This is a genomic window from Bradyrhizobium diazoefficiens, assembly GCF_016612535.1.
In the GTDB taxonomy this organism is placed as follows: domain Bacteria; phylum Pseudomonadota; class Alphaproteobacteria; order Rhizobiales; family Xanthobacteraceae; genus Bradyrhizobium; species Bradyrhizobium diazoefficiens_C.
Window position 1 is genome coordinate 1,031,932 of the sequence record NZ_JAENXS010000001.1, and the last position, 18,426, is coordinate 1,050,357.

The window sequence follows — 18,426 nt, forward strand, 5'->3', positions numbered from 1 at the left end:
GCAAGGCCTGCTGCCAACCTGCTGTCAGCAGCCTGCGCACAGGCCGGCTTTCGCCCTTTTCTGAGCGGCGGACTCGTCCCATATTCGGAGCATGGCGAAGAAACCTGCTCCCCCAAAATCCCCCAAATCCAAGACATCGACCTCGAAGGCTCCCAACTCGAAGGCGCACCGGCCTGACGTGCGGCCGATCGGGCCGGCGCTGGCCGAACTGCTCAATCCCGCGATCAATCGCGGCGATGCCGGCATGGGCTCGGGCACCGGGCTACGGCCGCCGCCGGACAATTCGCGCGACCGCCGCGCCGGCGGCGAGGCCGCCGCGCATCGGGCGCGCGCGTCGACGCCAAAGGATTTTCCATCCCCTCCCAACCCTCCCCCGCGCGCGGGAGGCGGGCTGGACGAGGGCCCGCAGGCCAACTACGGAACCTCCGCCACGATCCCGACACTCGATCCCGAACTGGCCCGCCAACTCGGCCTTCCCACCGAGGAAGACGACGCCGAGGCGCTGGCGCGGCCGCCGCGCAGCAAGATGGAGGCGCTCGGCGTCAAGGCCACGGCCGAAGCGCTGGAATCCCTGATCCGCGAGGGCCGTCCGGAGTTCCGCAAGGATGATGGCTCCCTGAATGTGTGGACGCCGCATCGGCCGCCGCGCCCGGAAAAATCCGAAGGCGGCGTGCGCTTCGAGCTCAAGTCCCACTATGAGCCGCGCGGCGACCAGCCGACCGCGATCGCCGAGCTGGTCGAGGGCATCCAGCGTAACGACCGCACCCAGGTGCTGCTCGGCGTCACCGGCTCGGGCAAGACCTACACCATGGCGCAGGTGATCGAGAAGACGCAGCGCCCGGCCCTGATCCTGGCGCCGAACAAGACGCTGGCCGCCCAGCTCTATGGCGAGTTCAAGAGCTTCTTCCCCGATAACGCCGTCGAGTACTTCGTCAGCTACTACGACTACTATCAGCCGGAAGCCTATGTTCCGCGCACCGACACCTATATCGAGAAGGATTCCTCGATCAACGAGCAGATCGACCGCATGCGCCACTCGGCGACGCGCGCGCTGCTCGAACGCGACGACGTCATCATCGTCGCCTCGGTGTCCTGCATCTACGGTATCGGCTCGGTCGAGACCTACACCGCGATGACCTTCGCGCTGAAGAAGGGCGAGCGCATCGACCAGCGCCAGCTGATCGCCGATCTCGTCGCGCTGCAATACAAGCGCACCCAGGCCGATTTTACCCGCGGCACTTTCCGCGTGCGCGGCGACGTCATCGACATCTTTCCGGCACACTATGAGGACCGCGCCTGGCGCGTGAATTTGTTCGGCGACACCATCGAGACCATCGAGGAGTTCGATCCGCTCACCGGCCATAAGCAAGACGAGCTCGAATTCATCAAGATGTACGCCAATTCGCACTATGTGACGCCGCGCCCGACGCTGGTGCAGGCGATCAAGTCGATCAAATCCGAATTGAAGATGCGGCTCGACCAGCTCCACGACCAGGGCCGCCTTTTGGAAGCGCAGCGGCTGGAGCAGCGCACCACCTTCGACCTCGAGATGATGGAGGCGACTGGCAGCTGCGCCGGCATCGAGAACTATTCGCGCTATCTGACGGGACGCCGCCCCGGCGAGCCGCCGCCGACGCTGTTCGAATACGTGCCCGACAACGCGCTGGTGTTCGCCGACGAAAGCCATGTCACCGTGCCGCAGATCGGCGGCATGTTCCGCGGCGACTTCCGTCGCAAGGCGACCTTGGCTGAATACGGCTTCCGCCTGCCCTCCTGCATGGACAACCGCCCGCTGCGTTTCGAGGAATGGGACATGATGCGGCCGCAGACGGTCGCGGTATCGGCAACGCCGAGCGGCTGGGAGCTGAACGAGAGCGGCGGCGTGTTCGTCGAGCAGGTCATCCGCCCGACCGGGCTGATCGATCCTCCGGTCAACATCCGCCCCGCCCGCACTCAGGTCGACGATCTCGTCGGCGAGGTGCGCGCCACGGCCCAGGCCGGCTACCGCTCGCTGATCACGGTGCTGACAAAGCGCATGGCGGAGGACCTCACCGAATATCTGCACGAACAGGGCATTCGCGTCCGCTACATGCACTCTGATATCGACACCATCGAGCGCATCGAGATCATCCGGGATCTGCGCCTCGGCGCCTTCGACGCGCTGGTCGGCATCAATTTGCTGCGCGAGGGCCTCGACATTCCCGAATGCGCGCTGGTCGCCATTCTCGATGCCGACAAGGAAGGCTTTTTGCGCAGCGAAACCTCGCTGGTCCAGACCATCGGCCGCGCCGCGCGCAACGTCGACGGCAAGGTGATCCTCTATGCCGACCAGATGACGGGCTCGATGGAGCGCGCCATTGCCGAGACCAACCGCCGCCGCGAAAAGCAGGTCGAGTACAACACCGCCAACGGCATCACGCCGGAGAGCGTGAAGAAGCAGATCGGCGACATCCTCAACTCCGTCTATGAGCGCGACCACGTGCTGGTCGAGGTCGGCGGCCACGACATGACCGACGACATCATCTCGATCGGCCACAATTTCGAAGCCGTGCTCGGCGATCTCGAAACCCGCATGCGCGAGGCCGCCGCCGATCTGAACTTCGAGGAAGCCGCCCGCCTGCGCGACGAAGTCAAGCGCCTGCGCGCTACCGAGCTCGCCGTGGTCGACGACCCCACCGTCAAGCAACGCGCGGTCGCAGGCAAGGCCGGCGCCTATGCGGGTGCGAAGAAATACGGCGACGCGGCAAACCTGCCGGTCAACGCGATGAAGAAGAAGACCGTGAGCTCGGCGCTGAAAGCGAGCGGCGGCGGCGGCAGCGGCTCGAAGGTGCACAAGCCGCATCTCGACGAGATGCATGGCCCGGAATCGCTGCCCTATCGCGAGAGCGCGACGCTGCCGTCAAAGCCGTTCGGCGGCACGAGCCGGATCATCCAGCCGACCGACTCAAAGCAGTCGGGGCCGGAGTTCGGGCCAGCGCCGCGGTCAAGCGGAGGGACGCCGGGGCATCGGGGTGGGTGGAAGAAGAGGTAGGGCCGTTAAGTTGATTGCAGCAGCCGAAACATCTGCCAAAAATGGGGCGGCGAAACACACCGCCCCATCTTTGCGTCTATTTATCAGCCAAAACGGTAGCAATGGTCTCGGTGTAGATGCTCAGGGCGTCATAAGCTGCCTCACTGCGACCCATCACGGCTACATCCCGATCCAAAGCTCGGAATTGCTGGACAGCTCGCCGAATTAACTCTTCTTCTTTGAAGAGTTTGGGCTTTTCCAGCAGCCACTTGCCATTTTTTTGGCGAACAAACGCACTTAACGCGGACATAATAGGAAAAAGGATCCCCGGCGCGACCCATACGACCTTCCCACTGGTTTTGTCGCGCTTTATCGGGCGCCCACCGTGTGGCTTATCGCTTCTCTTTCCGTATTCGTGAAGCCGATGACCATTCCAACCTTCATGCTGCTCCCAATAGCGATATTCGCAAATACCAATGGGGCCGATTTGAACAGTGAAGTCATACATTTTCTTCATTGCAGCATCAGACTTTACGTTGGATGCCCAATTGCTGAAGTCAGTAAGGCACTTGCCGCCTTGCTTGTACGCGAAATTTCGCGGTGCGCCGGCTCCGAGCATCTTTTGCGGCATCAGTAGCCGGGACCACTGCAATACTGCCTGGGTATTGAGGCCGGCGGTATCGGTTTCACTCATCTGCAGGGTTTCGCCTGGCAGCGCACCTTCGACCGACGTTTTCAGTTCGGTTAGGTAGCCTCGAGCTCCCGCCTGTGAAACGCTTTTGACCGAAGTCGCTGTGTTTCGGGCGATAGCAATTTCTACAATCTGATCGTGAGCAGGCTCCATGATGATTTCAACGCGCACCATGAAATCGGCATCTTCACCTTCGTCACTCGTCAGGTAGCGCCTCAACTCGCCTTGCGTCTGAGCCCCATTGATGATGCTCGCATTGCTAAGGTGAGCAGCTTTCTTAGAATCGTCGACCTCGCAGTCGGTACATGTAATGGTGATTCCCGAGTTACGATTGATGAACCGATCAGGCAAATTTTCAATCGTATTCTGAATCTGCTTGTGTACCGGATTACGTTTCGACTGCGCATGCTCCGCTATGTAGGAACGCAAATTATCTTCTGTTCCAATCTTGAGAACATCCCGCGCGCTGACGTTTGCGAACCACGTCTGCACGCCGTTCGCCTTTTCGTCAGGCGACGTCAGGTTTCGAATCAAGCTGTAGGGAAGTTTAAACGCACCAGTAGCGGTGCCATGACCAGCGGTCATTGCAGTGTCCTTTCGGTTTCACTCTGCGGATCCCTTCAGTGCACAGCTGCGCACGAAGCTCACAGAAGCCCGTTGAACGTGGCACTTACTCTTGCGTAAGTCAATGGCCGCCGAAAACTAAACCTTACGGCGAAAGACATCAGATACGTGAAGAAGCATCTCGACTTGGCGGGAGTCACTCCGCCGCGGTTAAGCCCGCCTGCGAGTGATTGGCATACGTGTTCCACGTAGGCTTATAATCCGCCGCCTGATCACCCCATGTCTTCCACCCCTTGCGGGTGCCGCGACCGAAAAGCTCAACAAACGGTCCAGGCGAACAAGCTTCGATAATATCGTACTGCTCATCCGGTTTGCGCGAGTGCTCACGCTTCCGCGTTGCAAGCAAGTTCACCTGTCGACGTCCGGGAGCAAGCGTGCGCGCATTCTTTCCGCGGACCCCGAACAAGATCACTTCAGTAACATTTCGAAAATAGAACCCCACGCCACGTCCATCCGAGCCGCCGTCCTTCCGGACCTTGTGCCAGACGATGTTGGACTTGTAATTGAAGCCCCACGCCTTCATCACGGCCAGCCCATCGGGCAGCAGCGCGTTAGGGCACCAAAGATACAGATGCGCGGTCGGAGTGGCTATATCCGCCACCGGCAACGCATTGATCTCGTCGAGTTTCATCGTCCCGTAGCGCGAAAGGCGCTTGTGCTCGGGGGCGACCTTTCCGGTCTTGTTCGTAAATTGCCACGGAGGGTCTGCTAGGATTGTCGAAAATCGTCGATCTGCGGCAAAGCGCAGCAAATCTTCACCGGCGGAAAGCATCGGCGACTCCAAGGTCTTAGCCATGTCCAGCGATATACGCGCCAAGCAGGGCGCATAATAGCGTGTTCATGTTACGTTCTCAAGATGGATAGTGGATAATTATTTGAGATTCGTAGGGGACTGCGAGAGCAGATGTTTGATCGCCTCAGAAAACGGGGATTTGAAGTCGAATTCCGTTCACATGCCCAAGCTATCCTCAGCGTCGACTTCCCGGAGGTCGCCGAGCAGCTCGAAAGCGTACTTGAAGCTTCGACCATTCCGATTGAAGAAATTATTGGATCCGGGGGTGGCGAGACAAAGGGCACACAGCGGCTCCGAAGAGCGCTCGCGGCTCACGAGTGGCGCAAGCACAATTTTGTCGTCCAACGGATTATCGATGGCGTGCAGCGCGAAGCGCAATCACACGAAATCGATCACGTAAGAACGTTCAACGCCGGCACGATCGCCCTCGAGATCGAATGGAACAACAAGGTCCATTCTTCGATCGCGACCTCGAGAACTTCAAGAGACTTCATTCCGATGGTGCCATTTCGCTCGGTATCATCATCACTCGAGGAAGCAGCCTGCAAGCTGCGATGAAACGATTGGTCAGACGTTTCGTCGACGAGCATCAGGTGAACTCCCACGACGACATGGAGCGGATCGGCCTAAACCGAACAAAGCGACAAATTGCAGAAGTCACGAAGCGGGTCACGCGCAAGAAGAATCCGGTGCCATTTCGCGAAGCTTGGGTGGATCACTTTGTCAGTGACAAGTTCGGGGCCGCAACAACGCACTGGGGCAAGCTGCACGACCGCGTACAACGCGGCGTCGGTAATCCATGCCCGCTGCTGCTAATCGGCTTTCCCGATGTGATGGTGACGTTCGGCGAAGACGAGATTGAGGTGAAGCGCCTATTGGAGGAAGCCGCCCAAGAAGCGTACTCGGCCGAATAGTCAGGTTTTTTGCAGCGGTATAATGGATTTCGGGCTCGCCGCTTGGGCGCCCCGGAATAACGAGTGGAGAGCACCCCTCACCCCACGCTCGCCGTCACCACCGCCATCACCGACAGCATCAGCACGATCGCGACGAGCTGCATCGAGGCTGCCGGATGGGTGCGCCATTCCGTGATCTTGTCGGCGAGCGACAAATCGGGATCGAAGAAACTCGGCTCGTAGAGCAGCCTGGCGAGCGCCGGGACCATCGGCCCCAGCGTCACCGCGATCACCGCATGAACCGCCGAGGCCAACACGACGAAGATGGCGACGCCGGGGTCGCCGACGAGGTCGCGGTTGCCGAACAGCTTGAGCAGCAGCGCGGCGGTGGCGAAGGTCGGGAAGCTCTGGAGGATCGCGGTCAGCGCAAAGGCTTCGAGCGCATTGTGCAGGCGGGGCTTTCTCGCGGCGGCGATGATGGCCATGGCACGTCTCCCTGATGACATGCGGATGAAATTAGCCGCAGGGGGAGACGGATGATGTGAGATGGGTCACGGGCTGCTCTTCACCTCGTCCCGCTTGCGGAGGGCGATCGCATATGACGTCTTATCGGCGGTCTGAGCGCGCGCCTCGTCCTTCGAGACGACCGCTCCGCGGTCTCCTCAGGATGAGGCTAAGTGGCATCGGTGCCGTGGAAGCTGCGGCCGCGCGCTCCCTCCTCATCCTGAGGGCCTGCCGGAGGCGGGCGTCTCGAAGGATGGCGGCAGGCAAGCTTCCCGCCAAGTTCACTCATTTGCCATTGCCCCGCCGCGCGCGGGGCGAGGGGGCCGACCGCCGGTGCATTCGCGGCTTCGCGCGGCCCAAATGACGAGAACTTACAGCTTGCCCTGCCCGTTCGCCTGGCTCTGTTGCTGCTGCTTGTCCTGCTGCTCTTTCGCGTGGTGCCTGCCGTAGAGGCAGCCGGCGGCGGCGCCGAGCATGCCGTGATGGCCGGCATAATGGCCGGCGACGCCGCCGACGATGGCGCCCTTGATGCAGCCCTTGGCATCGGCGGCGGATGTCGCGCCACAGATGAGAAGTACTGCGGCGATGGCGATGAGCGGGGATTTCATGGTCGATGTCTCCGGATGCGGTGTCGGCGTCTCAACGGGCGCGGGCGCGTTCGGGTTCCAGTGCTCCCTGCACGGCAAGGCGCGCCGTGCGCTGCACCGGTCGGCGGGCCGGGACCGGTAAAATACGGGGTTCTATTGTAAATCTCACAAAACGCATTCAATTCTGCATTGCGAAAACGTGAATTGCGTTTTGGCCGAAATCCCGTATTTGTTCGTACACCAATGAATTGAACGACCCCGCTGCGCCTACTGTGCATGGGGTTGTTTTTCGTTTTTTTGCAAGCCAGTTTCAGGACGCCCCAAATGACAGAGCACAGCCTCTGGCGTTTCTCGCGCGCGTTGCACCGCGCGATCAACGACCGGCAGTTCGAGGACATCGAGGCCCTGATCGACGAGGACGTCGCGTGGGCGATCTATGGTCCGATCGACATGTTTCCGTTCCTGGGCGCACGCGAGGGCAAGGCGGCGGTGCTCCAGGTCATCCGCCAGCTCGCCGACAATTTCCACGTTCGCCGCTTCGAGCGCGAGAGCATCATGCTCGGCGTCGATTCCGCCTCCTCGATGCTGCGCTATTCGCTGACGGCGCTCGATTCCGACAAGCCGATCAGCTTGCGGGTCGCGCAGTTCGCTCAGTTCAGGGCGGACCGGCTCATCAACATGCGTGTGCTGATCGACACCTTCGACCTGGTCGAGCAGGCACTCGGCCGCGCCATTCATCTGCCAAAGATGACCAGCGTCGGCTGAAGGGGACACCAACGGGCTCCGCAATTCGGGACCGATCGATTGATGCTGCCGCGACGCGTTCCGGCCTCCAGCCCCGCCGGATGCCGTCGTGGAGAAGCTCGTCATCGGGCGCGCGACTTTCGCGCGGCCCGTTGGTTCGTTATTTGGGGTGTCGTTGGCGCCACAATTTTGCAACGATAGTTCCGCATCCTCTGCGCGAACTGGGCTTGCGGGCAAGGCAATGGAATTCTCGACAGGTTTTGGCTGGATCAGGCTGCCGCTGGCGGCCGCGTTCATTTTCGGCTCGGTGCTGACGGCCCAGGCGCAGATCATTCCGCCCTTCTCCCCCGCCCCCACCGCCACCGCGCCTGACGAGGAGAGCGAGGCCGCTGATACCGCCGACGTCAACGATCCCGACGTGCTCAAAGGCATCGATGTCGACAAGCTCGACTGGAGCCAGCTCGCCATCGACGCCGGCACGCTCAACGACATCATCGCCGCCAAGAAGCGCGCGAAGGCCGCCGCCAATAACGGCATGAACTGGTCGACCAACGCCAACGCCAACGGCTCCTCGGCCGTGACCGTGAAGCAGTCGGTCTCCTCGTTCTGGGACACCCGCATCGGCGCCGACATGACAGTCGCGAAAGAGCCGACCACAATGTCGGAGCTGTTGGCGGAGAAAGCCGCCAATGGCGGCAACCTGCCGCAATCCTCCGGCAGCGCCTGGGCCGCCGCGACCGCGCCGGGCGCGGGCCCCGTCTGGGATAAGACCGCGGTCGAGGCCCGCGTCGATCCCGGCGCCGAGCAGAGCAGGCTTGGCGCCTCGCTCACCAAGTCGGTGCCGCTGTCGAACGACTATTCGCTGACGCTTCAGAACGGCTACAGCGTCAACCAGCAGGGCACCACCGCGCTGCCCGGCGTCGGCGGGCACATCACCCGCAATTACGAGACCGACCAGTCCGCCAAGGTCACCATTACCGACACCGGCACCAGCATCACCGCCGGCCAGACCATGTCGACCACCGACGACAAATGGCTGCGCAAGGTCGGCGCCGAGCAGAAGCTGTTCGACAACGTCACTGTCTCCGGCTCGGTCGGCGAGACCTCGCAGGGCGCGATCAACAAGAGCCTGACCGCAGGCTTCAAGAAGAGCTGGTGAATCTTCTTTAGACTCTCGTAACCATGCGCCACGTCAAAGCCCCCGAATGGTCCGCCCTTGCCGCATCTCGGCCCCGTTGCGGTCAAAATCCAACGCCCTGATGGACCGGCCTGACATACATCGTCGTGCGGGGGACACTCGCGCTGCGCTCAACGCGAACAGGGGAATAACGATGAACGCCATGCGTCCGGAAAAGACCGAAACCACCGAGACCGAGACGGTCGACACCAACCTCGCCGCCGTGACGGAAGTCGAAGCCGGCATCCGCGATTTCGTCCGCAACGACATCGCCTATCTGCGCCGGCCGGCCGCGACCACCGCCGACGCGCCGCCGCTCGATCCGAGCGCGGAAGCCACCGTCACCAACGTCAACTCGCTGATCCAGCGCGTCGCCGGCACCTCGCTCGCCGAGATCGAGAATCTGATCTCCGAGCTCGAGAGCCTGCGCGACCTGCTCCATGCCGAAGGCCAGCGCGTCCAGCGCGAGATCTCCGGCTACGCCCAGCTCAGCCAGGCCGCGATGAAGTCGACCCGCATGATCGCCGACAACGTCGCCCAGTGGAAGCGCGCCGCTGACGGCCTGCGCAACAGCTGATCGCAAGCAGCAAGCATCACCAGCCGCCGCGCTCCGGAAGGGGCGCGGTGGTTTTGATTCTGGGGCCACACTCTCTTGAACCGTCCGCCCATTCCCGGCGACCAATGCCAAGCGCTCGTGCCGCCTAAGGCCGGGCGAGGGGATATTTTCAGATGGAAAGCATTCGGCCCGATAACATGGACCCGATACCGTTGCGGCCCGCGCCGAACCAGTTCGGAACCATCATGCTGCGCTTTGTCGGGCTGCTCGCTGTTGCGATCGCGATTTTGGCGTTCGTCTATAGCCGCTGAGGGCGGGGCCGCTTCGTGGCCCCGCGGAGTTAACGAACTCTTAACGGCTCGCTTCGACCGTCGAGGCTTCCAGGGTGTAGGCGCCATCGGCGTAGCCCTTCACCACCATGCCGGCGATCAACATCACGGCCAGCGTGGCGGTAGCGAAGATAAATCCGACCAGCTTGAGTGCGCCGCGGTCTGCCATTGTGCTCGTCCCCTGTCGTCTGCCCAGTTCGTTCAAATAGACAGCGACAGGTTCATAATTGGTTAGCAACTCGATGGTTCCGGCAGCTGCTTCGCAGGGACCAGCCATCTTGGGAGGGCTTATGGCAGCCGGCCGGAATCGCGTCCATAGCGCGCGGGCAACACTGGCGCGCTCTTTTCGGCTGTTCATTTTGGAACAGGTCTAACCGGGTTTCCCGCGCATCGGCACGAAGGCCGAGGCGGTGATGGAATAGACCTCTTCGCCGCGTTGGTTGGTGCCGGTGGTGCGGGCCGACAAAATGCCCCAGCCGGGGCGCGAGGCGGAGGTGCGCTTCTCGATGACGACATTGGCGTAGGAGACCGTGTCGCCAGCGAGCACCGGCCTGATCCAGCGCAGGTCGCGAAAGCCCGGCGACGGACCCCACACCGCGATCTCCTCGCCGCGCGAAGCAGCCTCGCGCGCCAGACGCTGGCCGTCGGCGACAAGCAGACTCATGCAGGCCGAGCCGACATGCCAGCCGGACGCCGCGAGCCCGCCGAACAGCGAGTTCTTGCCTTCCTCCTCATCGAGATGGAAGCGCTGCGGATCGAATTTCGCGGCGAAGGTCTTGATGGATTCCGCCGTGAAATGATAGGCGCCGATCTCGCGGCGATCGCCGATCTCGATCTCCTCGAAGAATGCCATCAGACCGCTCCCGCGCGCCGCCCGATTAGGATCGGCGAGGTCATCTCACACAGCGCTTCGCCCTTGGCATTGCGCATGGTGCATTTGAACTTGACGATGCCGAGGCTCGGCCTGCTCTTCGAGGTGCGGGCTTCCACGACGTCGACGTCGAGCATGAGGTCGTCGCCGGGCCGCAACGGAGACAGCCAGCGCACCTCGTCGACGCCGGGCGATCCGAGCGAGGCGGCGCGGGTGATGAAGCCATCGGCCATCATCCGCATCATCAGCGAGCAGAGGTGCCAGCCCGAACCGGACAGGCCGCGCAGCATGCTCTTGCTGGCGGCCTCCTCGTCGAGGTGCATCGGTTGCGGATCGAATTCGGCGGCAAAGGCCAAAATCTCGTCGCGGGTGACATGGCGCGGGCCGAACGTTCCATACCGGCCGGGCGGGAAATCTTCGAAGGTCAGGGTCATCTTGGCAATGCTTTGCGGGAAGGACAGATTGTGGCCGCACTTTGCGGCAATCTCAACCCGCCGGCTCGCATAGCTCGTGCTACATTCGGCGAGTCGGGCCGGACCTGCCTCATTGTCGGATTGACGCGGCCGGGGGACACGATTTGCCCGGGGGAGAGAGATGTTTTCATTCAGCGATCTGTTTCAATGGGACCGCTTCATCACGCCGACGATCATCAAGACTTTCTACTGGCTGGTGATCGGCGTGATCTGCCTGTTCGGACTCTCCGGAATCTTCGCCGGCCTCACCGCGATGGCGATCAGTCCGTTCGCGGGCTTTCTGGTCGTGCTGGAATCGATCGCGGGCGTCGTCGTCGGAATCGTGTTCTCGCGCATCGCCGCGGAGTTGATCCTGATCGTATTCCGCATCAACGAGCATCTCGGCGCGATCCGGGACCAGGGCGGCGGGGTGCGGTGAGGCGCGCGCAGAAATCGTAGGGTGGGTTAGCCGAAGGCGTAACCCACCGTCTCAGGTATTAAACCGGAAATGCATCACGTCGCCGTCGGCGACGACGTATTCCTTGCCTTCGAGGCGCAGCTTGCCGGCATCGCGCGCGCCGGATTCGCCGTTGAACGCAACATAGTCCTCATAGGCGATGGTCTCGGCGCGGATGAAGCCCTTCTCGAAGTCGGTGTGGATTACGCCGGCCGCGCCAGGCGCCTTGGTGCCGCGATAGATGGTCCAGGCGCGCGCTTCCTTCGGGCCCACCGTGAAATAGGTGATGAGGTCGAGTAACCTGTAGCCGGCGCGGATCAGACGATCGAGTCCGGCCTCTTCGAGACCCAGCGTCTCCAGGAAGTCGGCGCGCTCGTCACGCGAGATCGTAGCGATCTCGGATTCGATCTTGGCGGAGATGACGACGGCAACCGCGCCTTCCTTCGCCGCCTGCTCCTCAACCGCCTTGGAGAACGAGTTGCCGGTGGCGGCCGAGCTTTCCTCGACGTTGCAGACGTAAAGCACGGGTTTTGACGAGAGCAGGCCGAGCATGCCGAAGGCGCGCTCCTCCTCCGCCTTGCGCTCGACGAGGCGCGCGGGCTTGCCCTCGCGCAGCAGCACCAGCGTGCGGTTGACGAGGTCGAGCTGCTCCTTGGCGTCCTTGTCGTTGCCCTTGGCCTTCTTGGTGAGGTTGTCGACGCGCTTCTCGAGGCTGTCGAGGTCGGCGAGCATCAGCTCGGTCTCGATGGTCTCGATGTCGGCGAGCGGGGCGATCTTGCCCTCGACATGGGTGATGTCGGAATCCTCAAAGCAGCGCACGACATGCGCGATGGCATCGGTCTCGCGGATGTTGGCCAGAAACTGGTTGCCGAGGCCTTCACCCTTGGAGGCGCCGCGCACGAGACCGGCGATGTCGACGAAGGTCAGCCGGGTCGGAATGATCTGCGCCGACTTGGAGATCGCCGACAACTTGTCGAGCCGCGGATCGGGCACCGCGACCTCACCGACATTCGGCTCGATGGTGCAGAATGGATAGTTCGCGGCTTGCGCCGCGGCCGTCTCGGTCAGCGCATTGAACAAGGTCGACTTGCCGACATTGGGCAACCCGACAATCCCGCATTTGAATCCCACGAGCGTTATTCCTTGCCGTTGTCGTCCTTGGTCAAAAATCCCTTCGCCTGCATGGCGAGATGCACCCTGTTGGCGAAGGTCGCGTCCGTGCCCTTGGCGAGCAGTGCGGCGTGCTCTGCAACTGCATCGCAGAGCGTCGCCACCCAATCGTTGTCGGCCTTGGCGAAGTCCGACAGCACGTGGCCATGCACCAGCTCCTTGACGCCGGGATGACCGATGCCGAGCCGCACCCGGCGATACTCGTTGCCGATATGCGCCGAGATCGAGCGCAGGCCATTATGCCCGGCGATGCCGCCGCCGATCTTCACCCGCACCTTGCCCGGCGGCAATTCGAGCTCGTCGTGAAACACCGTGGTGTCGCCCGGCGCGATCTTGAAGAAGCTTGCCGCCTCCTGAACGCTGCGGCCGGAATCGTTCATGTAGGTCGTCGGCTTGAGCAGGATCACGCGCTCGGGTCCGAGCGCGCCTTCCGAGGTCTCGCCCTGAAAACGACGGCGCCATGGTGCGAAACCATGACGCCGCGCAATCTCGTCGACGGCCATGAAGCCGATATTGTGCCGGTTACGTGCGTATTTCGCGCCGGGATTGCCGAGCCCAACAAACAGTCGCATGACGCGGCGCGCCCCTCGCTCGGCGCGCGATCAAAGACCGCGCGCCAGCTTTGAGAGATTACTTCTTCTTGTCGCCGCCGGCGGGAGCCTTGGCAGCAGGAGCCTTGGCAGCAGCCGCCGGAGCAGCAGCACCCGCGGCCGGAGCCGCAGCACCTGCCGCCGGAGCAGCACCCGCGGCCGGAGCAGCGCCACCGGCAGCAGCCGCAGCAGCGGCCTTCTGCTCTTCGGCGTAGCCGGACGGCGGCACGATGGTGACGAGGGTCGCGTCCGCGGAGGTCAGCGCCTTCACGCCGGCCGGCAGCTTGACGTCCGACAGATGCAGCGAGTGACCGATTTCGAGCGAACCGACATCGACCTCGATGAACTGCGGGATGTTCTCGACACCGCATTCGAGGTCGATCACATGGGCGACGATGTTGACGGCGCCGCCGCGCTTCACGCCGGGCGAACCTTCGGCCTTCACGACATGCAGCGGGACGCTGATGCGGATGGTGGCGCCTTCGCCGAGTCGCATGAAGTCGACGTGGATCGGGAAGTCCTTGACCGGATCGAGATGGTAGTCGCGCGGAATCACGCGGTGCTTCTTGCCGTCGAGTTCGACGTCGACCAGCGTGGTCAGGAACCGGCCGGCGAGGATGCGCTGGCGCAGTTCACGATCGTCAACCGAGATCGGGAGCGGGGGCTGGTTGTTACCATAGATCACTCCGGGCACTCTCCCGGCGCGACGCTCAGCCCGGGCGGCCCCCTTGCCGCTCTTCGGACGTGCGGTCGCCTTCAATTCCTTGACGGTCGTCGCCATAGTCTAAGTCCTTGTTTTTGCAAAAGTTAATGGGCCGCAGCGCGGCCCATGGCATCGTTCGCAGCAAGCCTCCAGGGGTGCGGGGGCCACGAACTGGCGGGCTTTTACCCGGAAGATGCAGAAATGACAAGGAGAATGGGGTGGTTCCCACCCTGGCGCCGTCATACCGGCTTTACCCGCCGAGCTTGGCCTCCAGCGCCGCGATCCGCGCCTTCAGCGCTTCGTTCTCCTCGCGCGCCAGGCGGGCCATGTCCTTGACCGCCTCGAACTCCTCGCGCTTGACCAGGTCCATGTCACGCAGGAATTTTTCGGCCTGGTTGCGCAGCACGGTATCGAATTCTCGCTTGGCGCCCTGGGCCGCACCGGCGGCATCGTTCATCAGGCGGCCGATCTCGTCGAAAAACCGGTTGGTGGTCTGGGTCATGTCGGTCTCCTGGCAGCCTCCGATAAACTTTGCGCGAACGCGCGGAAAGACAATGGCAATCCGCGGAGGCCGGTTCAAGGGCTGCGCGGCGGTATCCTTGTCATGCCTCGGTTTCCTTGCAATCGTATTCAACGTCCCTGCATAACAAGAATCACAAAGCGGAACGCAAGACATGATCGAGCATCAGATCGCAATTCCCACCAAGGACGGCCACACCGCGACCTTCATCGTCCATCCCGAGCGCGGCGGACCGTTCCCGGTCATCCTGTTCTACATGGACGCGCCGGCGATCCGTGAAGAGCTACGCGACATGGCGCGCCGGCTCGCGACATCGGGCTATTACGTGATGCTGCCGAACCTCTATTACCGCTCCGGCGTGATGGAGCTCGGCGCGCTGCCGGCCGATCCGAACGCACCGGAGCGCAAGCGCATGTTCGCGCTGATGGGCTCACTCACGATTCCCTTGATCATGGACGACACAAGCGCGCTGCTCACCTATGCCGAAGGCCAGCCGGCCGCGAACACCAAAATCATCGGCACCGTCGGCTACTGCATGAGCGGCCGCTACGCCATCAACGCCGCCACGCATTTCCCTGAAAGCGTCAAGGCCGCCGCCTCGATCTACGGTGTGCAACTCGCGACGGAGCAGGACGACAGCCCGCATCTGGCTCCAGGCAAGACCAGGGCCGAGCTCTATTTCGCCTGCGCCGAGACTGATGTCTACGCGCCGCCGGAGATTATCGAGAAGGTCAAAGAGGGCATGAGCGGCGCGAAAGCCGAGGTCGAGATCTATCCCGGCACCCATCACGGCTTCGCCTTTCCCAAGCGCCCGGTCTACGACCGCGACGCCGCCGAGCGGCATTGGGAGCGGCTGCTGGCGCTCTATCGCCGCAACCTCGTCCAGCAATAGAAGGCGCGATGCAGCTTCTTCTGATCGACTTCCCGTCCTTCAACCCGATCGCGGTCGCGATCGGGCCGTTTGCGATCCGCTGGTACGCGCTGGCCTATATCGGCGGCATCGTGATCGGCTGGCTCTACGCACGCTCGCTGCTGAAGAACGAGCGCCTGTGGGGCGGGCCGGCGCCGATCTCGCTGGTGCAGGTCGACGATTTCATCCTCTGGGTCACGCTCGGCATCATCCTGGGCGGCCGCACCGGCTACGTGCTGTTCTACAATTTGCCGTTCTTCATCGAGCATCCCATCGCGATCTTCCGGCTGTGGGAAGGCGGCATGTCGTTCCATGGCGGCTTCCTCGGCTGCGTCGTCGCGGTGATGTGGTTTGCCCACCGCAACCGGATCTCGATCCTGTCGCTCGGTGACATCACCACCGCAGTCGGGCCGATCGGGCTGTTCCTCGGGCGGATCGCCAACTTCATCAACGGCGAATTGTGGGGCCGCGCCACCGATGCGAGCGTGCCCTGGGCCATGATCTTCCCCCACGATCCCTCGCATTTGCCGCGCCATCCGAGCCAACTCTATGAAGCCGGCATGGAGGGCATCCTGCTGTTCACCGTGCTCGCCATCATGATCCGCTTTGGCGCCTTGAAACGGCCGGGCATGATCCTCGGCAGCTTTATCCTGATCTATGGCCTGACCCGCATCGCCGGCGAGCATTTCCGCGAGCCGGACGTCCAGCTCGGCTTTCTCTGGGGCGGATTAACCATGGGCATGCTGTTGTCGATCCCCATGCTTATTGTCGGCGGTATACTTATTGTATGGGCTGTCAGGCGCGGTGCGCCGAAGGCGCTCGATACCATCAGTTAATTCATTCCGAGAAGACAGATCGTGACCGAACAGCCGCTGCTCAATGAGATCAAGGCACTGATCAAATCCTCAGGCCCGATGCCGGTCTGGCGATACATGGAATTGTGCCTGATGCATCCGCGCTACGGCTATTATGTCTCGCGCGATCCATTGGGACGAGAGGGCGACTTCACCACCGCGCCCGAAGTCAGCCAGATGTTCGGCGAGCTGTTGGGATTGTGGACCGCCTCGGTCTGGAAGCAGATGGGCTCGCCGCAATTCCTGCGGCTGATCGAGCTCGGCCCCGGCCGCGGCACCATGATGGCGGACGCGTTGCGCGCCTTGCGCGTGCTACCGCCACTCTACCAGGCGCTTCACGTTCACATGGTCGAGGTCAATCCAGTGCTGCGCGACCGGCAGAGCGCGACGCTGGCGAACGTGCGCAATATCGCCTGGCACGACAGCATCGACGACGTGCCTGAAGGCCCGAGCATCGTCCTCGCCAACGAATATTTCGACGTGCTGCCGATCCACCAGATGGTCAAGCGCGAGGACGGCTGGCACGAGCGGGTGATCGAGATCGATCCCAACGGCAAGCTTCAGTTCGGCGCCGCATCCGAGCCGACGCCGCGCTTCGACGTCCTGCTGCCGCCGCTGGTGCGCGCAGCGCCGGTCGGCGCGGTGTTCGAATGGCGCCCCGATTCCGAGATCATGAAGCTCGCCACACGGGTGCGCGACCAGGACGGCGCGGCGCTGATCATCGATTACGGCCACCTACGCAGCGACGCCGGCGATACCTTCCAGGCCATCGCACGCCACACCTTCACCGATCCCCTGAAGGCGCCGGGCCAGGCCGACGTCACCGCCCATGTCGACTTCCAGGCGCTCGCGCGCGCGGCGGAGGACGTCGGCGCTCGCGTGCACGGCCCGGTGACGCAAGGCGATTTCCTCAAGCGCGTCGGCATCGAGACCCGCGCGGCGGCGCTGATGCAGAAAGCAACGCCGGAAGTGGCCACCGACATTTCCGTGGCGCTGAAGCGGCTGACCGATACGGGCCGCAGCGGCATGGGCGCGATGTTCAAGGTGCTGGGCATCTCGGAGCCGCGGCTGGCGGGATTAGCGGGCCTCAGCGATCTCGAACAGGCCGGAGGCAATTGATGACTCTTGCTTCGTCGTTGCTGTCGGCGGTGCCGGGCCTGCGCCATTCCTTTTTCACGCGCGAAGGCGGCGTCTCCAACGGCATCTATGCCGCGCTCAATGGCGGGCTCGGCTCCAACGATGACCCGGCCGATGTCGCCGAGAACCGCCGCCGCATGGCCGAGCATGTCGGCGTTGCGCCGGAGCGCTTTCTCAGCCTGCATCAGATCCATTCACCCGACGTCCTCGTCGCCAACGCACCCTGGCCAGATGGCCCGCGGCCGAAGGGCGATGCGCTGGTGACCAAAACGCCGGGCATCGCGCTCGGCGTCTCCACCGCCGATTGCGGCCCGGTGCTGTTCGTCGATCCCAATGCGCGCGTGATCGGCGGCGCCCATGCCGGCTGGAAAGGCGCACTGACCGGCGTGCTGGAATCCACGATTCTGGCGATGGAGAAGCTCGGCGCCACACGCAGCGGCATCATCGCCGCGATCGGTCCCTTGATCCGGCAGAACAGCTACGAAGTCGGCAACGAGTTCGTGGCGCGCTTCATCGAGGCGGATGCGGACAACGCAGTGTTCTTCATCCCGTCGGTGCGCGAGGGCCACGCGATGTTCGACCTCGCCGGCTTCATCCGGAAACGGCTGGAAGCCGCCGGTATCCTGATGATCGACGATCTCGGCCTCGACACTTATGCCGACGAGCGCTTCTTCAGCTATCGCCGCTCCGTGCATCGCAAGGAGCCGGACTACGGCCGTCACATCCACGCGATCGCGTTGGAGGGGTGAACACACCGGCAACGTCGTTTCATTCCGGGGCGATGCGCAAGCTTGGCGCCCGTTATGCACCGGATCTGTGGCGCCTCTGCCCTAGACCTTAATCGATTTTAACGA

General features: G+C 62.8%; 23 protein-coding genes. 12 read left to right on the forward strand and 11 right to left on the reverse strand.

Translation table 11 applies throughout. The annotated features are described in order from the left end of the window. Positions 1–91 precede the first annotated feature (91 nt). The gene (gene uvrB / locus JJE66_RS04890; RefSeq protein ID WP_200512963.1) at positions 92–3,031 is read left to right on the forward strand and encodes an excinuclease ABC subunit UvrB; all 2,940 of its coding nucleotides are present in this window, start codon (positions 92–94) and stop codon (positions 3,029–3,031) included. 76 nt (positions 3,032–3,107) lie between these two features. Here the strand turns inward: uvrB and JJE66_RS04895 are convergent, their stop codons facing one another. Both JJE66_RS04895 and JJE66_RS04900 read right to left on the reverse strand, forming a co-directional pair. Beyond that, positions 3,108–4,286 carry an AIPR family protein gene (locus JJE66_RS04895; RefSeq protein WP_200512964.1) on the reverse strand — a complete coding sequence of 393 codons (1,179 nt, stop codon included), beginning with the start codon at positions 4,284–4,286 and terminating at the stop codon, positions 3,108–3,110. A 175-nt stretch (positions 4,287–4,461) separates the two neighbouring features. Beyond that, positions 4,462–5,097: an MT-A70 family methyltransferase gene (locus JJE66_RS04900; protein WP_200512965.1), complete on the reverse strand. Its 636-nt coding sequence runs from the start codon at positions 5,095–5,097 to the stop codon at positions 4,462–4,464. Positions 5,098–5,229: 132 nt separating this feature from the next. On the opposite strand from JJE66_RS04900, the gene JJE66_RS38825 reads away from it, so the two are divergent. Then, positions 5,230–5,676: a BglII/BstYI family type II restriction endonuclease gene (locus tag JJE66_RS38825; RefSeq protein WP_210349638.1), complete on the forward strand. Its 447-nt coding sequence runs from the start codon at positions 5,230–5,232 to the stop codon at positions 5,674–5,676. Further along, positions 5,625–6,032: a hypothetical protein gene (locus JJE66_RS38830; RefSeq protein WP_409362825.1), complete on the forward strand. Its 408-nt coding sequence runs from the start codon at positions 5,625–5,627 to the stop codon at positions 6,030–6,032. Before JJE66_RS38825 ends, JJE66_RS38830 begins: the two co-directional genes overlap by 52 nt. 77 nt (positions 6,033–6,109) lie before the next feature. Here JJE66_RS38830 and JJE66_RS04910 read toward each other — a convergent pair whose 3' ends face one another. Further along, positions 6,110–6,496, reverse strand: coding sequence for a hypothetical protein (locus tag JJE66_RS04910; protein ID WP_200512966.1), 387 nt, complete (start codon positions 6,494–6,496; stop codon positions 6,110–6,112). A 390-nt stretch (positions 6,497–6,886) separates the two neighbouring features. Further along, positions 6,887–7,123 carry a hypothetical protein gene (locus JJE66_RS04915; RefSeq protein ID WP_200512967.1) on the reverse strand — a complete coding sequence of 79 codons (237 nt, stop codon included), beginning with the start codon at positions 7,121–7,123 and terminating at the stop codon, positions 6,887–6,889. Positions 7,124–7,426: 303 nt separating this feature from the next. Between JJE66_RS04915 and JJE66_RS04920 the strand changes: the two genes are divergently transcribed. From JJE66_RS04920 to JJE66_RS04935, 4 genes are all read left to right on the forward strand, one after another. Beyond that, positions 7,427–7,867 (forward strand): nuclear transport factor 2 family protein, encoded by a 441-nt coding sequence (locus JJE66_RS04920; RefSeq protein ID WP_200512968.1) that lies wholly within the window; start codon positions 7,427–7,429, stop codon positions 7,865–7,867. 220 nt (positions 7,868–8,087) lie between these two features. Next, on the forward strand, positions 8,088–9,005 hold the full coding sequence (locus JJE66_RS04925) for a hypothetical protein (protein ID WP_200512969.1): 918 nt from the start codon (positions 8,088–8,090) through the stop codon (positions 9,003–9,005). A 172-nt stretch (positions 9,006–9,177) separates the two neighbouring features. Beyond that, positions 9,178–9,600 (forward strand): hypothetical protein, encoded by a 423-nt coding sequence (locus JJE66_RS04930; protein WP_200512970.1) that lies wholly within the window; start codon positions 9,178–9,180, stop codon positions 9,598–9,600. A 152-nt stretch (positions 9,601–9,752) separates the two neighbouring features. Beyond that, entirely contained in the window at positions 9,753–9,890 is a 138-nt protein-coding gene (locus JJE66_RS04935; RefSeq protein ID WP_200512971.1) for a hypothetical protein, read from the forward strand. A gap of 40 nt (positions 9,891–9,930) precedes the next feature. Here the strand turns inward: JJE66_RS04935 and JJE66_RS04940 are convergent, their stop codons facing one another. From JJE66_RS04940 to JJE66_RS04950, 3 genes are all read right to left on the reverse strand, one after another. Continuing rightward, positions 9,931–10,077 carry a hypothetical protein gene (locus JJE66_RS04940; protein WP_200512972.1) on the reverse strand — a complete coding sequence of 49 codons (147 nt, stop codon included), beginning with the start codon at positions 10,075–10,077 and terminating at the stop codon, positions 9,931–9,933. A 201-nt stretch (positions 10,078–10,278) separates the two neighbouring features. After that, a complete protein-coding gene (locus tag JJE66_RS04945) occupies positions 10,279–10,761 on the reverse strand; it encodes a MaoC family dehydratase (protein WP_200512973.1) in 483 nt (160 codons plus the stop codon). Continuing rightward, positions 10,761–11,213, reverse strand: a complete 453-nt coding sequence (locus JJE66_RS04950; RefSeq protein WP_200512974.1) for a MaoC family dehydratase — start codon at positions 11,211–11,213, stop codon at positions 10,761–10,763. The genes JJE66_RS04945 and JJE66_RS04950 overlap by 1 nt, the downstream gene beginning before the upstream one ends. A 160-nt stretch (positions 11,214–11,373) precedes the next feature. Here JJE66_RS04950 and JJE66_RS04955 point away from each other — a divergent pair, with 160 nt between their 5' ends. Continuing rightward, entirely contained in the window at positions 11,374–11,670 is a 297-nt protein-coding gene (locus JJE66_RS04955) for a DUF4282 domain-containing protein (RefSeq protein ID WP_045003742.1), read from the forward strand. Between the two features lie 51 nt (positions 11,671–11,721). On the opposite strand, the gene ychF is transcribed toward JJE66_RS04955, so the two are convergent. The 4 genes from ychF to JJE66_RS04975 all read right to left on the reverse strand — a co-directional run bounded on the left by ychF (position 11,722) and on the right by JJE66_RS04975 (position 14,653). Next, on the reverse strand, positions 11,722–12,819 hold the full coding sequence (gene ychF, locus JJE66_RS04960; RefSeq protein ID WP_200512975.1) for a redox-regulated ATPase YchF: 1,098 nt from the start codon (positions 12,817–12,819) through the stop codon (positions 11,722–11,724). Between the two features lie 5 nt (positions 12,820–12,824). Continuing rightward, the gene (pth, locus tag JJE66_RS04965) at positions 12,825–13,430 is read right to left on the reverse strand and encodes an aminoacyl-tRNA hydrolase (RefSeq protein ID WP_200512976.1); all 606 of its coding nucleotides are present in this window, start codon (positions 13,428–13,430) and stop codon (positions 12,825–12,827) included. A 58-nt stretch (positions 13,431–13,488) separates the two neighbouring features. Continuing rightward, positions 13,489–14,229, reverse strand: a complete 741-nt coding sequence (locus tag JJE66_RS04970; RefSeq protein ID WP_200512977.1) for a 50S ribosomal protein L25/general stress protein Ctc — start codon at positions 14,227–14,229, stop codon at positions 13,489–13,491. A 172-nt stretch (positions 14,230–14,401) separates the two neighbouring features. Continuing rightward, the gene (locus tag JJE66_RS04975) at positions 14,402–14,653 is read right to left on the reverse strand and encodes an accessory factor UbiK family protein (RefSeq protein WP_128953911.1); all 252 of its coding nucleotides are present in this window, start codon (positions 14,651–14,653) and stop codon (positions 14,402–14,404) included. A gap of 172 nt (positions 14,654–14,825) precedes the next feature. Between JJE66_RS04975 and JJE66_RS04980 the strand changes: the two genes are divergently transcribed. Genes JJE66_RS04980 through pgeF form a run of 4 tightly spaced genes read left to right on the forward strand, consistent with a single transcriptional unit; the run spans position 14,826 to position 18,321 of the window. Further along, a complete protein-coding gene (locus tag JJE66_RS04980; protein ID WP_200512978.1) occupies positions 14,826–15,563 on the forward strand; it encodes a dienelactone hydrolase family protein in 738 nt (245 codons plus the stop codon). Positions 15,564–15,571: 8 nt separating this feature from the next. Next, positions 15,572–16,417 (forward strand): prolipoprotein diacylglyceryl transferase, encoded by an 846-nt coding sequence (lgt, locus tag JJE66_RS04985; RefSeq protein ID WP_200512979.1) that lies wholly within the window; start codon positions 15,572–15,574, stop codon positions 16,415–16,417. 21 nt (positions 16,418–16,438) lie between these two features. Next, positions 16,439–17,554 carry an SAM-dependent methyltransferase gene (locus tag JJE66_RS04990; protein ID WP_200512980.1) on the forward strand — a complete coding sequence of 372 codons (1,116 nt, stop codon included), beginning with the start codon at positions 16,439–16,441 and terminating at the stop codon, positions 17,552–17,554. Then, a complete protein-coding gene (gene pgeF / locus JJE66_RS04995) occupies positions 17,554–18,321 on the forward strand; it encodes a peptidoglycan editing factor PgeF (RefSeq protein WP_200512981.1) in 768 nt (255 codons plus the stop codon). Before JJE66_RS04990 ends, pgeF begins: the two co-directional genes overlap by 1 nt. Positions 18,322–18,426 lie beyond the last annotated feature (105 nt).

Excerpts from the sequence above, each read along its gene's own strand:
- uvrB (WP_200512963.1), top strand. The coding sequence starts at position 92 with ATGGCGAAGAAACCTGCTCCCCCAAAATCCCCCAAATCCAAGACATCG.
- JJE66_RS04895 (WP_200512964.1), bottom strand. The coding sequence starts at position 4,286 with ATGACCGCTGGTCATGGCACCGCTACTGGTGCGTTTAAACTTCCCTAC.
- JJE66_RS04900 (WP_200512965.1), bottom strand. The coding sequence starts at position 5,097 with ATGCTTTCCGCCGGTGAAGATTTGCTGCGCTTTGCCGCAGATCGACGA.
- JJE66_RS38825 (WP_210349638.1), top strand. The coding sequence starts at position 5,230 with ATGTTTGATCGCCTCAGAAAACGGGGATTTGAAGTCGAATTCCGTTCA.
- JJE66_RS04910 (WP_200512966.1), bottom strand. The coding sequence starts at position 6,496 with ATGGCCATCATCGCCGCCGCGAGAAAGCCCCGCCTGCACAATGCGCTC.
- JJE66_RS04915 (WP_200512967.1), bottom strand. The coding sequence starts at position 7,123 with ATGAAATCCCCGCTCATCGCCATCGCCGCAGTACTTCTCATCTGTGGC.
- JJE66_RS04920 (WP_200512968.1), top strand. The coding sequence starts at position 7,427 with ATGACAGAGCACAGCCTCTGGCGTTTCTCGCGCGCGTTGCACCGCGCG.
- JJE66_RS04925 (WP_200512969.1), top strand. The coding sequence starts at position 8,088 with ATGGAATTCTCGACAGGTTTTGGCTGGATCAGGCTGCCGCTGGCGGCC.
- JJE66_RS04930 (WP_200512970.1), top strand. The coding sequence starts at position 9,178 with ATGAACGCCATGCGTCCGGAAAAGACCGAAACCACCGAGACCGAGACG.
- JJE66_RS04935 (WP_200512971.1), top strand. The coding sequence starts at position 9,753 with ATGGAAAGCATTCGGCCCGATAACATGGACCCGATACCGTTGCGGCCC.
- JJE66_RS04940 (WP_200512972.1), bottom strand. The coding sequence starts at position 10,077 with ATGGCAGACCGCGGCGCACTCAAGCTGGTCGGATTTATCTTCGCTACC.
- JJE66_RS04945 (WP_200512973.1), bottom strand. The coding sequence starts at position 10,761 with ATGGCATTCTTCGAGGAGATCGAGATCGGCGATCGCCGCGAGATCGGC.
- JJE66_RS04950 (WP_200512974.1), bottom strand. The coding sequence starts at position 11,213 with ATGACCCTGACCTTCGAAGATTTCCCGCCCGGCCGGTATGGAACGTTC.
- JJE66_RS04955 (WP_045003742.1), top strand. The coding sequence starts at position 11,374 with ATGTTTTCATTCAGCGATCTGTTTCAATGGGACCGCTTCATCACGCCG.
- pth (WP_200512976.1), bottom strand. The coding sequence starts at position 13,430 with ATGCGACTGTTTGTTGGGCTCGGCAATCCCGGCGCGAAATACGCACGT.
- JJE66_RS04970 (WP_200512977.1), bottom strand. The coding sequence starts at position 14,229 with ATGGCGACGACCGTCAAGGAATTGAAGGCGACCGCACGTCCGAAGAGC.
- JJE66_RS04975 (WP_128953911.1), bottom strand. The coding sequence starts at position 14,653 with ATGACCCAGACCACCAACCGGTTTTTCGACGAGATCGGCCGCCTGATG.
- JJE66_RS04980 (WP_200512978.1), top strand. The coding sequence starts at position 14,826 with ATGATCGAGCATCAGATCGCAATTCCCACCAAGGACGGCCACACCGCG.
- lgt (WP_200512979.1), top strand. The coding sequence starts at position 15,572 with ATGCAGCTTCTTCTGATCGACTTCCCGTCCTTCAACCCGATCGCGGTC.
- pgeF (WP_200512981.1), top strand. The coding sequence starts at position 17,554 with ATGACTCTTGCTTCGTCGTTGCTGTCGGCGGTGCCGGGCCTGCGCCAT.